The 17,291-nt window shown below is 70.1% G+C and carries 14 protein-coding genes and 1 pseudogene; 2 read left to right on the forward strand and 13 right to left on the reverse strand.

Annotated elements, in window-relative coordinates; all coding sequences use genetic code 11:
• Positions 1–23 precede the first annotated feature (23 nt).
• From RPX00_RS37325 to RPX00_RS37335, 3 genes are all read right to left on the reverse strand, one after another.
• Positions 24–953 (reverse strand): DUF1702 family protein, encoded by a 930-nt coding sequence (locus RPX00_RS37325; protein WP_406632529.1) that lies wholly within the window; start codon positions 951–953, stop codon positions 24–26.
• Between the two features lie 504 nt (positions 954–1,457).
• On the reverse strand, positions 1,458–2,108 hold the full coding sequence (locus RPX00_RS37330; RefSeq protein ID WP_406632531.1) for a winged helix-turn-helix transcriptional regulator: 651 nt from the start codon (positions 2,106–2,108) through the stop codon (positions 1,458–1,460).
• A gap of 408 nt (positions 2,109–2,516) precedes the next feature.
• Positions 2,517–3,353: a helix-turn-helix transcriptional regulator gene (locus RPX00_RS37335; RefSeq protein ID WP_406632533.1), complete on the reverse strand. Its 837-nt coding sequence runs from the start codon at positions 3,351–3,353 to the stop codon at positions 2,517–2,519.
• 101 nt (positions 3,354–3,454) lie between these two features.
• Here RPX00_RS37335 and RPX00_RS37340 point away from each other — a divergent pair, with 101 nt between their 5' ends.
• On the forward strand, positions 3,455–4,330 hold the full coding sequence (locus tag RPX00_RS37340; RefSeq protein ID WP_406632535.1) for an alpha/beta hydrolase: 876 nt from the start codon (positions 3,455–3,457) through the stop codon (positions 4,328–4,330).
• A 63-nt stretch (positions 4,331–4,393) separates the two neighbouring features.
• On the forward strand, positions 4,394–5,941 hold the full coding sequence (locus tag RPX00_RS37345) for an alpha/beta hydrolase (RefSeq protein ID WP_406632537.1): 1,548 nt from the start codon (positions 4,394–4,396) through the stop codon (positions 5,939–5,941).
• A 6-nt stretch (positions 5,942–5,947) separates the two neighbouring features.
• Here RPX00_RS37345 and RPX00_RS37350 read toward each other — a convergent pair whose 3' ends face one another.
• The 10 genes and pseudogenes from RPX00_RS37350 to RPX00_RS37395 form a co-directional block, all read right to left on the reverse strand.
• Positions 5,948–6,547, reverse strand: a complete 600-nt coding sequence (locus tag RPX00_RS37350) for a TetR/AcrR family transcriptional regulator (RefSeq protein ID WP_406632539.1) — start codon at positions 6,545–6,547, stop codon at positions 5,948–5,950.
• Between the two features lie 8 nt (positions 6,548–6,555).
• Positions 6,556–7,653 (reverse strand): hypothetical protein, encoded by a 1,098-nt coding sequence (locus RPX00_RS37355; RefSeq protein WP_406632541.1) that lies wholly within the window; start codon positions 7,651–7,653, stop codon positions 6,556–6,558.
• Entirely contained in the window at positions 7,650–9,113 is a 1,464-nt protein-coding gene (locus RPX00_RS37360) for an NAD(P)/FAD-dependent oxidoreductase (RefSeq protein WP_406632543.1), read from the reverse strand. The genes RPX00_RS37355 and RPX00_RS37360 overlap by 4 nt, the downstream gene beginning before the upstream one ends.
• A 103-nt stretch (positions 9,114–9,216) precedes the next feature.
• Positions 9,217–9,555, reverse strand: coding sequence for a P-II family nitrogen regulator (locus tag RPX00_RS37365; RefSeq protein ID WP_406643223.1), 339 nt, complete (start codon positions 9,553–9,555; stop codon positions 9,217–9,219).
• Positions 9,556–9,607: 52 nt separating this feature from the next.
• Positions 9,608–10,861, reverse strand: a pseudogene (locus RPX00_RS37370) (ammonium transporter); the annotation flags it as partial.
• A 551-nt stretch (positions 10,862–11,412) separates the two neighbouring features.
• Positions 11,413–12,207, reverse strand: a complete 795-nt coding sequence (locus RPX00_RS37375) for an enoyl-CoA hydratase/isomerase family protein (protein WP_406632545.1) — start codon at positions 12,205–12,207, stop codon at positions 11,413–11,415.
• Positions 12,200–13,378, reverse strand: a complete 1,179-nt coding sequence (locus RPX00_RS37380) for a CaiB/BaiF CoA transferase family protein (RefSeq protein ID WP_406632547.1) — start codon at positions 13,376–13,378, stop codon at positions 12,200–12,202. Before RPX00_RS37380 ends, RPX00_RS37375 begins: the two co-directional genes overlap by 8 nt.
• Positions 13,375–14,889 (reverse strand): class I adenylate-forming enzyme family protein, encoded by a 1,515-nt coding sequence (locus RPX00_RS37385; protein ID WP_406632549.1) that lies wholly within the window; start codon positions 14,887–14,889, stop codon positions 13,375–13,377. The genes RPX00_RS37380 and RPX00_RS37385 overlap by 4 nt, the downstream gene beginning before the upstream one ends.
• A complete protein-coding gene (locus tag RPX00_RS37390; RefSeq protein WP_406632551.1) occupies positions 14,879–15,961 on the reverse strand; it encodes an extracellular solute-binding protein in 1,083 nt (360 codons plus the stop codon). Before RPX00_RS37390 ends, RPX00_RS37385 begins: the two co-directional genes overlap by 11 nt.
• A gap of 14 nt (positions 15,962–15,975) precedes the next feature.
• Positions 15,976–17,286 (reverse strand): MFS transporter, encoded by a 1,311-nt coding sequence (locus RPX00_RS37395; protein ID WP_406632553.1) that lies wholly within the window; start codon positions 17,284–17,286, stop codon positions 15,976–15,978.
• Positions 17,287–17,291 lie beyond the last annotated feature (5 nt).

A 17,291-nucleotide genomic window follows, 5' to 3' on the forward strand; every position in this document is an offset into this window, starting at 1 on the left:
CGAGGCCGCCGCGGACCTCGCGATCACGCCGGACGGCAGGCCAGCTTCCGCAGCCGGGATTTCCACTCCAGATACGCCTCGGGGTCAGAACGCTCGTTCAGTCCGTCGGCGGCGGTCTCCGTCCATTCCGCCGCTTCGCCCGGCTCCACGGCGAACAGCCGCTGGCACGCCAGCCTCGTGTGCTCAGGCAGGATTCCGGAGCGAAAACGCGCCGCGATTGCGAATAACGCACCCTGCCGCAGATACGGCTCAGCTTTTCCGCTGGCTTTCGCTACCTGATCGATTCTCGTTTCGCCCGCGTTTCCCGCGTAACACGCCGCCAGCCCGACCCCGGCCCACAGATGCGGCTGGGCCGCCGCCGGGAGCGTCGCGATCGCACGGGCGATTCCGTCCGGATCGGCGGACTCGACGAACCACAGCGCGCGCCCGCACCCGGCGAGCCGCGCGTCTCCTTTCACCGTGCCCGCCGAACGGGACCGCCGTTTCGCCGCGGCAATTCCGCCGAAATAGACCTCGGCGAATCCCGCGCCGTCGAGCGCGAGCCAGCGCAGCAACGGCGTGCGCGGCAGCACGACCGGCACCGGCAGCCGGGAGGGCACCAGCCCCCAGCCGTAGCCGACGTGCACGAGGTGGACGTAGCCGGAACCGGGGCCGGCCAGCAGCTTGGCGAGCGCGCCCGCGGATCCCATGGTCGCGAGGTCGGTCAGCGCCGCGCGCATGCCGGCCCCTTCGTAGGCGAAACCCCTTTCCTCGTCCGGAATCCGTGCCAGCGCACCGTGTGGATCACGCCATCCGGCCACGGCGTTGAAGCCGTCGACGAAACCGCGTGCGCAGTTCTCCAGGACCGACCGGTCCGCGGGCCGGTCGAGGCGGAAACCCCGGCGGGCGAAGTCCGCCATCCCGGCGGGCAGGCGCAGTCTTCCGGCAAACGGTGTAGGACCGTCATTTTTCACCGGACGCACCCCCTCAATGCGGCAGGAACTCGCAGTCGCATCACGTCCGCTCCGATCGGGGAGGAACGACGGCCAATGCTGCTCAGAACTTGCGAGCCTCTTTGTGGTACCAGTGCCCGACGAGCCAGGTCAAGGCTGTGAACAGGACAATCGCCGCACGGTCGGCCACCCCCGGAAAGGCCGTTAACTCGACCGGACGATTGCCACGAGGGATAGACTCCGCGCGCGCGAAATGCGATTCCATAACTGTTCGCAGAATGAATTCGGCCGAAATTGACAATGGTCCGCGGAGTCAATTTCTCGCCCGGCTCCGGGCGGGTGAACCCGCCGCCCGCCGGAGCGCGCGCGACCCGCGCGCTCTCCGGAAAGCCGCCCCGCCCGCGATGCGGCGAACTCATGCCGCGTCGCGGGCGGGAACATAAGAAAGGCTTTAACTACGTAAAACTATAGTTATATCACCCAGTCGGCGGAATCGGACCACCGAAACCCGTCCGCTCGGTTTTGTCAAGACAGTCCCAGCATGCGGGTGCACCGGTGCACCGCCTCGGCCGGCCCGTCGATCTTGATGTCGCCGGTCGCCAGCGCGCCGAACGGGGTGATCATCCTGGCCCCGATCCGGACGAACGTCTCCGCGTCGCTGGTGATGATCAGCACCGGGTCCTCGACTCCGCCACGCAGGAACTTCACGGTCCGCTCGCGTACCTCGACGGTGAACACCTCGTCGCCGACCCGGAACTCGTACGACTCGTCGATCTCGGGCACCCGGTCGGCGATGACCATGGCCTGCACGGCGAGGAAGCCCCACTCGGCACGCACCTCGCCGTCCCGGTCGTTCTCCGCCAGAAACTGCATGCCCCACTTCGCGAGGTCGAGCAATGGGGCGCGCAACTGCTCCCCCAGCGGGGAAAGCTGGTACCGTTTGCCCCGGCCGTCCCCCGGAACGGGCAACTGCTCGATCACGCCTTCCTCGGTGAGTATCCGCAGCCGTTCCGCCAGCAGGTTCGGTCCCATTCCCGGCAGGTTTTCGATGATTTCGTTGAAACGCGCCGGGCTGATGAGGAGTTCGCGGACGATAAGCAACGTCCACCGCTCGCCGATCACGTTCAGGCCCGCGGCCAGACCGCAGAACTGCCCGTAGTCACGCTTGCCAGCCATCGCTCTCGTCGCCCTTCGTCGTCCACCAGGTAACTCTATGAATCGATAGTAACACCGTTGTTAGACCGGTTGGCGGCAGGGCGCGCCGCGGCGGACTACGCGATGAGGTCACCGACCCCTCGGATGGTCCGGTTCGGGCAAGGTTCGCGTAGAGATAGGGTAACGGTTTTCGATCTTCTCTCACTCGGTCGGGCCAGCGACTCACCGGATCGGGCCAACGCTTCGAGGAGCACAGCGAGGCAGAGCAACATTCTCAACTTGCCCCGGGATTCGCGCGCCGCCGCCTCGCCGTCGACAGTGGTCAGCGCGGCAGCCGTCGCTCGCCGGGCATGCGCGGAGTTCGCGGCTGTGTCGGCCTCGGTATTGTTACAGGTAACGACCCGAGCGGACCCCACTGGCACTCCCGGTTCAGCGGGCTCGCTCGGGAGACCACTGCAGCAGGAACCGCAGCGCCTCCTCGCTCGGCGAACCCGGTTGCGCCGTATAGGCCACCAGCAGCTGCTCCGGATGAGTGTCCACTGTGAACTGCTGGACGTCGAGTTCGAGCTTCCCGGCCACCGGATGGCGATAGACCTTCGACAGCGTTCGCGGCCCGCGCACCTGGTGGTCCGCCCACCAGCGCCGGAAGTCCGGGTCCCGGACACTCAGCTCGCCGACCAGCGCGCTCAACGCCGGATCGTGCGGCGTCCGGCCGGCCTCCATCCGCAGCACCGAAACGCACTCGCGCGCGGCCCGCGGCCAGTCCGCGTAGAGCGACCGGAATGATTCGTCCACAAAGGTCAGCCGGATCAGGTTTCTTTCGGACACCGGCAGTTTCTCGAAGTCGGTGAGCAATGCGGCGCTCCCGCGGTTCCAGGCCAGCACGTCCATCCGGCGGTGCAGCACCATCGCCGGAATGTCGCGCATCGTGTCCAGCAACTGCTGCAACCGGGGCGCGATTTCGGGGCGGGCCGGGGCCCGCGGCGACACCGGAGCGACGTCGGCGACCGTGAACAAGTACGCGCGCTCGTCCGGCGCGAGGTGCAGGGCGTCGGCGAGCGCGTCGAGCACCGACCGGGAAACGCGGTTCGTGCGGCCCTGTTCGAGACGCACGATGTAGTCGATGCTGAGGTGGGCGAGCTGAGCCAGCTCCTCGCGACGCAACCCGGGGACGCGCCGCCGCCGTCCGTCGTCCGGGTATCCGGCCTGCCGCGGATCGACCGCCGCCCGGCGGGCACGCAGGAAGTCGCCCAGTTCGTTCGCCATGGCTCCAGTGTGCCGGGTGCCTCGAGCTGCCTGCCTGGTACTGGGATGCATAGGCAGCACTGTCCCTGGTCACGGCTCTGGACCGCGCCGAGGCTGGAGGCATGCGACACGACATCTCCTTCCCCAGCAACAACCTCCGCATCGCCGCCCACCTCTACCTCCCGGACGCCCCTGGCCCGCATCCCGCGCTGGTCGTCGGGCATCCGGGCACCGGTGTCAAGGAACAGACCTCGGGCTTGTACGCCGAAAAGATGGCGGCGCTCGGCTACGCCGCTCTCGCCTTCGACGCCGCCTACCAGGGCGAAAGCGAGGGCCTGCCGCGCGGCCTCGAAGACCCCGCTCAACGAGTCGAGGACTTCAAAGCCGCCGTCAGCTACCTGACCAGCCGAGAGGACATCGACCCCGCCCGGATCGGGTTGCTCGGCATCTGCGCGTCCGGCGGCTACTCCCTGACCGCCGCCTCCACCGACCGCCGAGTGCGAGCCGTCGCCACGGTCAGCGCCGCCGATGTCGCCCGCCAGCTGCGCCTGGGCGCCGACGGAACCCAGGACCCGGCGGTGTTCGACGGGATGCTCACCGCTTCCCGCACCGCTTCCGGCGGTCTGCCGGTCTTCCCGGCGAACGAGCAGGAAGCCCGCGCCGCGGGCGAGCACGCCTACGAGGGCTGGGAGTACTACTGCACCCCGCGTGGCGCGCACCCCCGGTCCGCCAAGACGCTGACCTGGGACAGCATCGACCGTCTCGCGTTCTTCGACGCCTTCGCGCCGCTCTCGCTGCTCGGCCCGCGGCCGCTGCTGACGATCGTCGGCGACCGCGCCGTGACCGCGTGGATGAGCATCGAGGCGTTCCAGCGGGCGACCGGCCCGAAGGAGATGTTCCGGGTCGCCGGAGCGTCCCATGTAGACCTCTACGACCGGCCGGCCGCAGTCGGCGCGGCGGTGGAAAAGCTGGCCGAGTTCTTCGGCAAGCATCTGTGAGCGTCGTCCGGGTCCGTCTTTCGACGGACGACGGCGGTCCTGTGGCGCCGCCATGATCCGTTCGTGGTCATCTTTCGGAGGGCATTGCCCGGATTCCTGGTTCTGCTCCTGCTCGGCACCGCCGCACCAGCGGCGGCCGCTGCGGAGAGGTCGGCGGCGGCCGTGCGCGCGGACGCGGCCAGCACGCCGGTGCTCGACTGGGGCCCGTGCCGGGAGCCGGGGCTGGAGCGATACCAGTGCGCGGTGGCCGAAGTGCCGCTGGACTACGCCCGTCCGCAGGGGAAACGGCTCCCGCTGGCGGTGATCCGGCAGCCTGCGGCCGATCCGGCCCGGCGGATCGGCACGTTGTTCACCGCGGTCGGCGGGCCTGGCGGGTCGGGACTCGACGCCGCGAAGCAAGGGCTGCTCGCCGAGGGCGAACTCGCGCGGCGGTTCGACGTGGTGAGCTTCGACCAGCGCGGGATCGGGCGCAGCCGTCAGGTGCGGTGTTTCGGTTCGCCTGCCGAGCAGGAACGGTTCTGGGCGAGCACGGCGTTGCCGCCCGCGAACCCGGCGGAGGAACGGCTGGCCGAGCAACGCGGCCGGGAACTCGCCCGTGGCTGCGCCGCGCACGACCCGGAGCTGATCGGCCATCTCACCACGGCCGACGCCGCGAGCGATCTCGACCTGCTGCGCCGGGCCGTGGGCGACCGGAAGACGACCTTCAGCGGCGGCTCGTACGCCAGTTACCTCGGCGAGGTATACGGCGCGTTGTTCCCCGGCCGTGTCCGGGCATTGCAGCTGAACGCGATGATCGACCCCGTCGGGTACACCAGCGACACGCTCGGGATGCTGTGGCGGCGCTCGGCGGGCACCGAGGAAGTACTGCGCGAGTTCGCGCGGCTGTGCACCGAAGCCGGCGCCGCACGATGCCCGGTGGCCGGAGATACCTTGGCGCGCAACGCTTCCGTGCTGGCCCGGCTCAAGCGCGGGCCCATCACCGTCGGCCGGGGCAAGGACGCGCTGGTCCTGCGTTACGCCGACGTCGTCCCGCTGCACGCCCAGCTGCTCTATGACACCGCGCGCGGCTGGCCCGCGCTGGCCGAGCTGCTTGCCGGGCTGGAACGCGGCCCGGACGCCGACCCAGCGCCGCTGCGGGAGATCTACCAGGTCACCGGCTTCCGGCTGGACTTCCTCGACTCCTACACCGCGATCTCCTGCGCGGACAACGAGTTCCCACCGGTACCCGGAGCCTGGCCCGCACTGGCCCGCGCGTTCGACGCCGCCGCACCGAATTACGGCAGGCATTGGCTGTACCAGCTGCAGGCCTGCGCCTCTTGGACTCCAAACCCGCAGCGCCACCAGGGGCCCTGGACGCTGCGGTCCCAGACACCCGCGCTGCTGATCAACAACCGCTTCGACCCCGTCACGTCGGTGGCCTTCGCCTACGACGCCCAGCGCGCGCTGGGCAACGCCCGGCTCGTCGTGGTCGACGGACACGGGCACAACCCGCTCGGCAGCACCTGCACCGACCGGCTGCGCGAGCGATACCTCATCGATCTCCAGCTGCCCGGTCCGGGCACCCGCTGCGCCCCGGACCACCGGCCGTTCGAACCCGTACCGAGCCGGTAGCCGCCGCTACCCGCGCAGGGCCGGGCCGATCCAGCGGCGGACGAGGCCGCGCAGTTCGTCGTCAGTGGCGGGCGGCGTTGACGGGTACTGCAGGAACGACATGAACAGCCGCATCAGGATCTCGGCCAGCTCGTGGAGTTCGGCCTCGGTGTGCACGCCGGCGGCCGCCCAGTCGACCTCGGTGTCGCGCAGGATCCTTGCGCCGAGGGAGAACGACGGGCGCGTGGCGGTTCCGGCGGTGAAGAAGTCGGCCTCGCCGGCCTGCAGGAGCAAACCGAGGTAGGGCTCGTCGGGCAGGGTGCGGACGGCGTAGACCACGGATTCGACCGCGACCTCGAGCGGGCCGTCGAACTCGGCCAGGTGTGCCCGCATCCGTTCGGCGAACTCGTCGGCGCCCGCGTGGGCGACCGCGCGCAGGATTTCGGCCAGGCTCGGGAAGTAGCGGTAGACGGTCTGCCGGGTCACGCCTGCTTCCGCCGCGACGTGGGAGAGGTTGGTCTTGGCCAGCCCGGCGCGGTCGATGCACGCGATCGCCGCCCGCACGATCCGGCGGCGGGCCTCGTCCTCGGCGCCGGGCGGGTCGCCCTGCCACCCGTGGTATCCCATGGCGCCGATCATCCCAGACGCACCGGCGCCGGGCGGCGGACGGATGCTTGCGCGGCCAGCAGCAGACCGGCGGCGACGAAGCAGGCCAGCGCATACGGTCCGCTTCCGATCGGGGTGCCGGAGCTGGTGACGCCGTCGCGGGCTTCGAGGTAACCAGGCAGCGCGCCGATCCAGCACACCGCCATGCCGCACAGGTAGGTCGCCGGGTAGTACCGGCCGAAAGCCGACGGCGGCTCGTCCAGGCCGCGATCCCTGGCGCGCAGCTGCGACGCGACGACCCATGCTCCGCCGAGCCAAACCAGGGCCAGTTCGGCGCCGAGGATCCAGGCCTGCGCGGTCGTATTGGGGTCGTCCCCGCCGAAAAGACTCGCCGGGAGACCGGCGATCGCCATGGTGAGCGGGGTGAGGATGCCCGCCGCGAGAACGCGCGGCACCAGCGGCCAGCCGCGGCGCTGTCCGGTGAAACGCACGACCAGGTAAGTCATCCCCGCCATCGAGACCGACGCGAACAGCAGCATGCTGGTCATCGGGACCGAGGCCAGCGCCGGGTGGTTCACGATGCGGTTGGCCGGGTTCCAGGCCCACCACTTGAGTTGCGGGCCCACCTGGTCGAAGACCTCGTAGAACACCTGGCAGGCGAACGCGACGGCGACGGCCCCGGTCAGCGGGCCGCGACGGCGGAAGATCCCGAGCGACCGCACGAGTTCGTAGGCGAGCTGGCTGATCACCGGGTAGAACGCCACGATGTAGAGCGGCAGCCGGTCCCCCATGAACTGCACGGTGAACTGGTTGTGCGCGAAGATGAATCCGTAAATCCGGTCGAGGCCGAACCATTCCGGGAAGTACAGCGGCGGTTCGGTGACGACGAGGTAGACCAGCGAGGCCCACCACAGCGCCAGGTTGACCGGGTCGCCCGCGCGGTAGCGGCGCACGGCGTGCCAGAGCGCGAAAACCGCTCCGCCGATGATCAGCACCTCGAGCAGCGGCATCGTCCAGTTGGCGAGGTCCCACGGCGCGCGGACCGAGACCACCGGGCTGACCGTGTGGCAGTCGAAGCCCAGCTGCCGGGTGAGCGCCTCCGCGTCGGGGCCGCAGGCGGCGCTCATCGCGCGGCGGCAGCAGCGGCGGCCGGCGAGTAGTCCGTGGCGGGCGGCTCGGCCTGGGGATCGAAGCCGTAAGGCACCCGGTGGCGGCCCAGCAAGGACCGGACGCAGTAGCGCGCCAAGCCGGCGAGCACGCGCGGGTTGCGCATCATGTCGCCCAGCGACTCGTCGAGGTTGAACACCTTGGCGAAATGCTCGTCGACGACGTCGTCCTCCCGGGCGGCGCCGACGATGAGGCTGAACGCCGGGGCGGAGACGGCCGCGAGGAGGCGGCGCTGCCAGGCGGGCAGCCGTTCGGTGCCCTCCGCGCACTCGTAACCCCGGTCGCGCGCCATCGCCAGCGTCCACGGCACTTCGAGAAGAGCGCGCTGTGCCTTCAGGAATCGCGCGCAGAAGCCTGTGTCGAGACTGGTGGCGCTGGCGAGATGCTCGCGCAGCAATAGCGCCGAACCGGCCGCGGAGCTGATGCCCTGCGCATAGAACGGATTGAACGCGCAGATCGAGTCGCCGACGAATGCGAGGCCGCGCGGCGGGTTCGCCCAGCGGTCGTAACGCCGCCACCGGTTACCGGTGGACCGGGTCAGATGCACCTCCGAGGTGGGCGCGCACCGGTCCATCGCGGCGGCGAACAGCGGGGTCCGCGTCCGGCGCGCCGACTCGACGAACGCGTCGGTGGTCCGCGGCATCTCCAGGCCCCACGAGCCCATGCAGGCGATGGCCCGGTCGCCCTCGATCGGGAAGAAGTTCACCAGGAACTCGTGCTCGGCGGGGTGCTGGCCGCGGTCCTGGGTCGGCATGAGGACCAGGTGCTGCCACCACCAGGACTCCGGCCGGCGCTCGGGCAGGTCGTACCAGCGCGAGGTGTAGGTGACCTTGGCGTCGAGGGTCTTCACCTCCGGCTCCGGCCAGCCCGCCGCCACCAGCCAGTTCGCGACCGCGGAACCGCGGCCCATCGCGTCCACGACGAAGTCGGCGTCCCGGTGCTCCTCGCCGCCGGGCGTGGCGATCTCGACCCCGGTGACCGCGCCGGCGGCGGTGGTCAGGCCGCGCACGGTGACGCGCTCGCGGATGTCTACATTGGACAGTTCGCGCACCTTGTCGCGCAGTACGCGCTCGATGAGGATCCGCGAGCTGTAGACCATCGTCATCGAACTGCGCTTGCGCGCCGACCAGCCCTCCCGGTCCAGGTAGGCGGCGTCCATCGACGGCATCAGATGCAGCCCGCCCGCGGCGATGAGGTCGTCCTCGAAACCGGGGAACAGCACGGTGATCGCCCGGCGGCCCGAGTTCAGCAGGAAGTGCGGATGCTTGCTCTGCGGCACGCCGCGCCGATGTTCGGCCTCCTCGGGGAGTTCGTCCCGCTCCAGCACCAGCACCTGATCGAAGTACGGGGACAGCGCCCCGGCCGCGCACAGACCCGCGGCGCTTCCGCCGAGGACGACAGCGGTCTTGCCGAGCTTCATCCGAACCAGCTCCGCTCGTCATTCATACAAAGTCGGAGATAATGTATGAATGACTGCGCACGCGTGTCAACAGTCGCTCTGTGTAACGGTTTTCCGGGCGGGACTACAGCGCGTCGCGCCCGCGTTCGCCGGTACGGACCCGGACGACGGTCTCCACCGGCGTGACCCAGATCTTGCCGTCGCCGATCTTGCCGGTGTGCGCGGTCTCCAGCACCGTGCGCAGCGCCGCGTCGACCTGGTCGTCGTCGAGGAGGATCTCCAGCCGGTACTTGGTGATGAAATCGACCGCGTACTCGGCGCCGCGGTAGACCTCGGTGTGCCCCTTCTGCCTGCCGTATCCGCGGACCTCGGTCGCGGTCATCCCGGCGATGCCGAGTTCCTGCAGCGCGATCCGGACGTCGTCGAGCACGAACGGTTTGACGACGGCGGTCAGCAGCTTCATCGGGTCTCCTCGCGCGCCGGCCGGGACGTCCCCGGCGCACCGGCGGGCGCGCTCCCCGGCGTCCGGACTGGATTGCCAGCTCGTACGCGCCTTCGGCGTGCTCGGCCTCGTCGACACCGTCGATCTCGGCCTCGCGGTCGACCCGGAATCCCAGGAATTTGTGCATGACCCAGCCGATCAGCAGGGTCACCACGAACGAATACCCTAGTACCGCCAGCGTTCCCACCGTCTGGCGCCACAACTGGCCGAATCCGCCGCCGTAGAACAGCCCGTCCGCGCCCTGCGGATTGACGCTCGTTGTCGCGAACAAGCCGATCAGCAGCGTCCCGGCGAACCCGCCGAGCCCGTGCACCGCCACGACGTCCAGCGAATCGTCGAAGCCGAACCGGTACTTCAGGCTCACCGCGAACGCGCACACCACGCCCGCGACGGCGCCGATCGCGATCGCGCCGAGCGGTTCGACGAACGCGCACCCCGGCGTGATCCCCACCAGCCCGGCCACCGCGCCGGACGCGGCGCCGAGCGTGGTCGGCTTCCCGTCGCGGATCTGCTCGACCAGCAGCCAGCCCACCACCGCCGCCGCGCCCGCGACGGCGGTGTTCAAGAACGACGTCGCGGCCAGGTTCTTCGCGGCCAGCGCGGACCCCGCGTTGAACCCGAACCAGCCGAACCACAGCAGCCCGGCCCCGAACATCACGAACGGCAGGTTGTGCGGCCGGACCGCCTGCCTCGGCCAGCCGTGCCTGCGGCCGAGCACCAGGGCCAGCGCGAGCGCGGCGGCACCGGAATTGACCTCGACGACGGTGCCGCCCGCGAAGTCCAGCACGTGCAGCTTCGCCGCGATCCACCCGTCCGGGGCGAAAACCCAGTGCGCCACCGGCAAATACACCAGCGTGACCCAGACGACCGAGAACACCGTCCAGGTCCAGAACCGGGCCCGCTCGGCGATCGCGCCGGCCAGCAGCGCGACGGTGATGATCGCGAACATCATCTGGAACGCCACGAACGCATACAGCGGCACCGTGGTCCCGCCGAGCGTGACGGTCTGCTCCGCGAGCCCTCGCAACCCCGCCAGCCGCAGGGTGCCGAGCAGACCGGCGAACCAGTCGGAACCGAACGCGAGCGAGTATCCGTAGGCCACCCAGATCAGGCCCACGGTGGCGAGGCAGACGAAGGTCATCGCCATCACGTTCAGCACGCTGCGCGCGCGGACCATGCCGCCGTAGAACAGCGCGAGGCCCGGCGTCATGAGCATGACCAGCGCCGCGCTCACCAGCAGCCACGTCGTGCTTCCGGTATCCACCACGCTGGAACTCCTCGTCTCGACTACCGGCCGCTGCAAGCTAACCGCGCGGTGTTACGAGGATGTTTCCGTTGTGCTTCCGCCGCCTGCCCCTAGCCGGGCGAAACCGGCGAACCGGGAGGACCTTCGCACCGGGACCGCGGACACTCCGCCGTCAACTCCGGTGCGGCAGTCGCCGCCGGGTTTGTCGCCTGTGAAGGACTCCGGTCGTCCGCAGCCTGCCGACTGTCCACACAGGACGCCAGCCGCGCCGAAATGCCCGATTGATCCGCATCTGACCATGTCTGCAGGTCCGTGAGGGGCTCCTTGACGGAGTCAGATTCCCGCAAGGAGTCCTTCACGGACCGCACACCTCGCTTCAGCAGGCGGGCCTGTCTGCAGGCAGTCAGCTCGGCCTTCCCGGCTTGGGCAGCGGAACTGATCGTCCTTTGTGGACGATAAGTGGGCTGAAGCGGCGAGGCTCGAGTTCCCGGCGGGGGAATCAGAGTCCCTCAAGGAGTCCTTCACGGACCTTCGGGCACGGGTCAGGCGGGGATGAATCGGGCCTTCCGGAGTCAGCGGCGACCGAACTCGGGCGGGCGTTTCTGGATGAACGCGTCGATGCCCTCCTTCGCGTCCGGCGTGTCGAACAGCCTGCCCAGCGCCGCTTGGTCCTCGCCGAGAGCGGTGTCGAGGTCCTGCTCCGCCCCCTCATCGATACGTTGCTTCGCGGCGCGCGCGGCCTCGGCAGGCAGGCGGGCGAGCGTCGTGGCCAGTTCCAGCGCTGCGGCGGGCAGGAGATCCGGGGCGACGACCTTGGCGACGACCCCGCGCGCGAGCGCCTCCTCCGGGTACACAGTGCGTCCGGTCAGGACCAGTTCCTTCGTCCACCTCGGACTGACCTGCCGGGCCAGTCGTTGCGGACCGCCTCCGCCGGGGATGAGGCCGAGTTTGATTTCCGGCAGGCCGAATCGGGCCTTCTCCGAGCAGAGGATGACGTCGCAGCACAGGGCGATCTCGAAGCCGCCGCCGAATGCGTAGCCGTTCACTGCCGCGATGGTCGGTTGCGGCAGGGAGCTCAGCGCGTCGAAGACCACTCGCGAACGTCGTTGGTACGCCTCGAACTCCGCCCGCGAAGAGGTGCCGTACTCGCCGATGTCCGCTCCGGCCACGAAGCCCCGGCCGGTGCCGGTGAGGATGACGGCGCGGACGTCCGTGGCGTCCCGCAGGGTCGTGATTTCGTTGCCTAGCGCGGCAATCAAGGAACCGGAGAAGGCGCCGAGCTTGTCCTCCCGGTCGATTCGCAGGGTCCGGACCGCGTTCTCGTCGCGCACGACCAGATTGGGGTGCACGCGTCGTTCGTCAGTCATGGGCGGAACTCCGGACAGTGAGGCGCGCGATCTCTTCGTCGGTGAGCACCTCGCGCAGCACCTCGGCTGTGTGCTCACCCGCCCGCGGCGGCGCTGAACGCAGCTGCCAGGGCGTCTCGCTGAGGGTGACGGGGCAGCCGATCAGCGAGATCGGGGATCCGTCCGGGCCCTTGGTCGTGACCAGGAGATCCGAATCCTGTTCCCGCAGTTCGGCGACGGCCTCCTCGGTCGTCCGCACGCGCGCGGCCCAGAGTCCGGCGGCGCCCAACGCCCGGACCCAATGCGCCGCGGGCTCCTGGCGCACGATCGCCTCCAGGCGACGCTTGACCTCGTCCCGGTCTGGCCAGGCGTCGAGGTCGGCGAGCGACGGGTCGCCCACCACCTCGGCGACGGCGTCCAGCGGGGCCATCGCCACCGCGATCCAGCCGTCCTGCGCCGCGTAGACGCCGAACGGAGCCGACAGCCACGCCTGGCCGATGCCTTCCTCGGATCGCTCGTAACTGCTGTCCTGGTTGAGGAAAGCGGAGATTTCCTGGCACTGCATGGCGATGGCGGTCGAGTAGAGGTCCACCTCGACGCGCTGCCCGATACCGTGCCGTTCCCGCGCCACGAGCGCGGCGAGGATGCCGTTCGCGAGGGTGAGCGCGGTGGCGTGGTCGACGATCGCGGTCCCGGCGGGCGTCGGCGGGTCGCCGCGCCGTCCGGTGGCCGCCGCCAGGCCCGACATCGCCTGGATGAGGAGGTCCTGCCCGGGGCGGCGCTCTCGGGCGAACGGCGTGTCCTGGCCCCAGCCCGAACCGGAGCAGTAGACGACGTCGGGCCGCACCGCGCGGATGTCGTCGTAGCCCAGTCCCAGCCGGTCCATGACGCCGGGACGGAAGTTCTCCACCACGACGTCGCAGGTCGCCGCGAGGCGCAGCAACGCGTCGCGCGCGGCCGGGTCCTTGAGGTCCAGAGCGAGCGAGCGCTTGTTGCGGTTCATCGCGAGATACGCGGCCGACTCCCCCGCGACCAGGCCGCCCATCATCTCCAGCGAGCGTTCCCACTCGCCTTCGGGGCGCTCCACCTTGATGACGTCCGCACCGAGGTCGGCGAGCATCTGCGTTCCGTACGGGCCGAGCATCATCTGCGTGAAGTCGAGGACGCGGATCCCTTCCAGCGCCTGGGTCATTCTTTCTCCTTCGTCGGCGGCACGGGTGCGACGGACGCCCGCAGGGCCCGTCGGTCGACCTTGCCGTAGTGGTTGCGCGGCAAGCTGTTTCGCAAGTGGACGTACCTCGGCTTCTTGTACGAGGCGATGGCGCCCGCGCACGCCTCGCGCAGGACGGCCTCCAGGGTTTCCTTGTCCCGCAACGGATCGGCGCTGACGACCACGAACGCGTGCACAGCCTCGCCCCACTGGGGATCCGGCACGCCAGCCACTGCGACGTCCGCGATCCCGGGGATCTGCTCGATGACCTGTTCCACCTCGCGCGGCTGGATGTTGTACCCGCCGGAGACGATGACGTCCGAGCTGCGCCCGGTCAGGCGCAGATAGCCGTCGTCGTCGACCTCGGCCTGGTCGCCGGTGGTGAACCAGCCGTCGGACAGCACTTCCGCGTCGAGATCCGGCCTCCGCCAATAGCCCGGCATGACGACCGGGCCCCGCACCTCTAGCACGCCGTCGTTCACGCGGTGCTCGATGCCGTCGACGAATCTTCCGGCCGACGCGAGGCGGCTCGCGGCGGATTCGTCGTGATCGGCCGGGGCCAGCGCGGTGAGCGGCGCAAGGGCTTCGGCGAGGCCGTAGAACTGGGTGAGCACGTCCGGGAATCGGCGGGACGCGCGGGCCAGCACGTCAGCGCTCACCGCGGAGCCGCCGTACGGGAGGCAGCGAATGCTCCGCCCGCTGGCTGGACGGGCGGTCGCCGCTTCGACCAGCCGGGCCAGCAGGACCGGCACCAGCGGTACGACGGTGCCGTCATACCGGTCGACCAGATCCAGGACGGTTTCGGCGTCGAATCGTCGCTCGATCACCATCCGCGCGCCTTGGGTGAAGCAGTCGAGCGCGACCGATCCGGCGAAGTGGGCTGCGGGGGCCGCGAGGACCACTGTGTCCGACTCCGTCACCGGAGCCAGTTGGGCGAGCGAATTCCGGGTCCGCGCCGCCCACGCGGCCTGCGTGACGACTGCCGCCTTCGGCGCACCGGTGGTCCCGGAGCTGTACATCAGCATTGCCACGTCGTCGGGCTGCGGACGCGCCAGCGCTGTCGGCTCGGTGCCGGACGGGTCGGGCGGACAGTCGGCGTCGAGACCGACGACAACGGTGCGGGCACCAGCGTCGCGCAGCGCGGCCCGCAGCAGGTCGGCCTGCCCGGGGTCGGCGCACACGACGGCCGCCTCCGCGTCGAGGCAGATCGCCGCGACTTCCCGGGCGTGAAGCCGCGCCGAGACGGCGACCCGGACCAGGCCGAATCCGAGCAGTGCCTGGTCGAGCAGCCACGTCGTCACGCCGTTCTCGAGGTGCACGACGACGCGGTCGCCTTCGGCCGCACCGTGTTCGGCGAGCAGGGCGTGGATGGCCAGCGCGAGCCTGGCCGTCTCGGCGAACGTGAGCCAGCGCCCGTCGTGCAGCAGCGCGGGAGCGGTCCCGTGTGCCTCGTAGGTCTGCGCGAGGATCTCCGGCAGAGTGTCAGCCGACATACGCACCGGCCCACAAATCGTTGAGCCGCACCACAATCCGCGCGTCGTCGGCTCCGTTGCGGATCATGTCGTGCAACGCGGACGATGCCACGCGCTGGAACGACGGCACCCGACGACGGACAAACGACTGCTGCATGGTCGAAAGCGTGCTGCTGAAGAATCCCCCGGCGAGTGGGTCGCGCCAGGCCCGAACGGCGGCGGGCTGGCCCCCTGCCGCCAGGTACGGCCCGGCCTGAACCTCCGGGGACGTGGCGAAAAGGACGAAGTCCGCCGCCTCCTGCGGGTGGGCCGACCGAGCCGACACGGCGAGACCGACGCCGCCGGTGAGCGACCCGGTCCGCCCAGCCGTGACCGGTGCGTCCGAGAACGCGACGCGCCCGTCCAGGGCGTAGGTGCAATAGCCGAACACCAAAGGCGTGTACCGCGCGGGACCGGCACCGGCGAGTTCGTCGAGCACCTGGATCGGGTTCGCGTCGAACGACCTTTCGGGCAGCAGTGCCAGCACCTCGCGCAGCAAGGCCAGTGCCGCCGACACGGTGTCGGCGGCCAGCCCGTCGTCATCCCACCAGGGCGAGTCTCCCAAGTGGACGGCCTCGCACATCGACAGCAGCGTTCCCCATAGATGCGTGGGATTCGCGGCGAGCAGAGTGCGTCCGGGCCCGAGGTCGGCCAGGTGCGAGAGGACGTCCGGCCACGTGCGTGGGAGGTCGGTCCCGGTCCTGGCCGCGCTCACCATGCAGGCCGCGTCGACCGGCAGCGCCAGCAACCGGTTCTCCCACACATAGCTCCGCAGGCTCGGCCCGACGTAGGCCGCCGCCCGGCTCTCCAGCACCTCCGGCGGGAACGGCACGAGCGCACCGGCCCGCACGGCGTCTCCCACGTGCGGATGGTCGATCGCCAGAATGTCGAACTCGTCCGCCAGTTCGTCGAGCGGGACGTCCTCGAACTGTTCGAGCGTCCGCGCGGTCCATTCGACGGAAGTGCCCGTGCGGGCTTCGTAATCCGCGGACGTGCGGACGATGGGGTCGATGGCGCGGGGGTGATCCCACGTAAGCCCCCGTAGGCGCGTCATGCCTGGTTCTCCTGTCAGCCGTGATGGACGGGGCTGGACGAGCGCGCCGGCTGACGCGCTCGGTTGCGCTGGTGCACGCCGACGGCGACCAGGCCGGCGACCGCCACGATCTGCAGCACGACGAGGTAGTACGCGGGGGCGAGGAGCGACCCGGTGGACGACACGAGCGCCACCACGATGTACGGGGCCACACCGCCGAACGCCGCGTTCGCGACCGCGTAGACGATGCTGAGGAACGACGTCCGCACGCCGTCCGGCGCGAGTTCCGACAGGAGCGCCGGCGTCGGACCGGCCACCAGGCCAAGCGACGCGGCGAACAACAGCACCGCAGCCCCGATCGAGACGGTCGTTCCCGCGATGAGCAGCTGGTAGCCGGGCACCGCCAGCACGGCGAGCAAGATCGCGCCTGCCAGCATCACCTTCCAGCGAGCGAACCGGTCCGACAGCCAGCCGCCGAGGACGACGAACACCGCGTAGGCGCTGAGGCCGACGAGCGACGCGGTCAGGCCCTGGCTGATCGGACGCTTCAGGACACCCTCGAAAAACGTCGGCAGGAACTGGAGCGTGACGTAGCCGCCCGCCGTCCACGACACGATCGCCGCCGTGCCCGCGATGATCATCCGCCAGCTCGAACGGAAGACCTCCTTGATCGGCGCCTTCTCCACCGAACCGGTCGCCTGAAGCTCGGTGAACGCGGGCGACTCGTCGATCCGGCGCCGGATGTACCACCCCGCCAGCCCGAGCGGCAGCGAGAGCAGGAACGGGATCCGCCAGCCGAAGCCGTGGAGGAACTCCTCGCTCATGACCGACGTGAGCGCGGTGCCCAGACCGGCGGAAACCGCCAGCGCGGCCACGATGCTCGCCGGCTGCGCCGAACCCATCAACCCGCGCCGGCGCCGGTCGGCGGACTCGAACAGCAGCGAGGCGGCTCCCCCGAACTCGCCGCCTGCGGAGAACCCCTGCACCAGCCTCAGGATGGTGAGCGCGACCGGTGCCAAGGCCCCGACCTGCTCATACGTGGGCAGGACACCGATCAGCGCGGTGGCGATCGCCATCATGAGGATGACGACGGCCAGCACCCAGCGCCGCCCGTGCCGGTCCCCGAGGTGTCCGAACACCAGCGCACCCACCGGCCGCAGGACGAAGGCGGCCGCGAAGATCGCCAGCGTCGCGAGCAAACCCACGAACCCCGCGCTCTCCGGGAAGAAAACCTTCGCCAGAACGGCGGAGAAGTATCCGTAGATCGCGAAGTCGTACCACTCGACGAAGTTTCCGGCGACGGCGGCCGCGACGATCCGCGGCCTGCTGCTGGGTGAGGTCGGCATGAGGC

It is taken from the genome of Amycolatopsis sp. WGS_07, assembly GCF_045278895.1.
In the GTDB taxonomy this organism is placed as follows: Bacteria; Actinomycetota; Actinomycetes; order Mycobacteriales; family Pseudonocardiaceae; genus Amycolatopsis.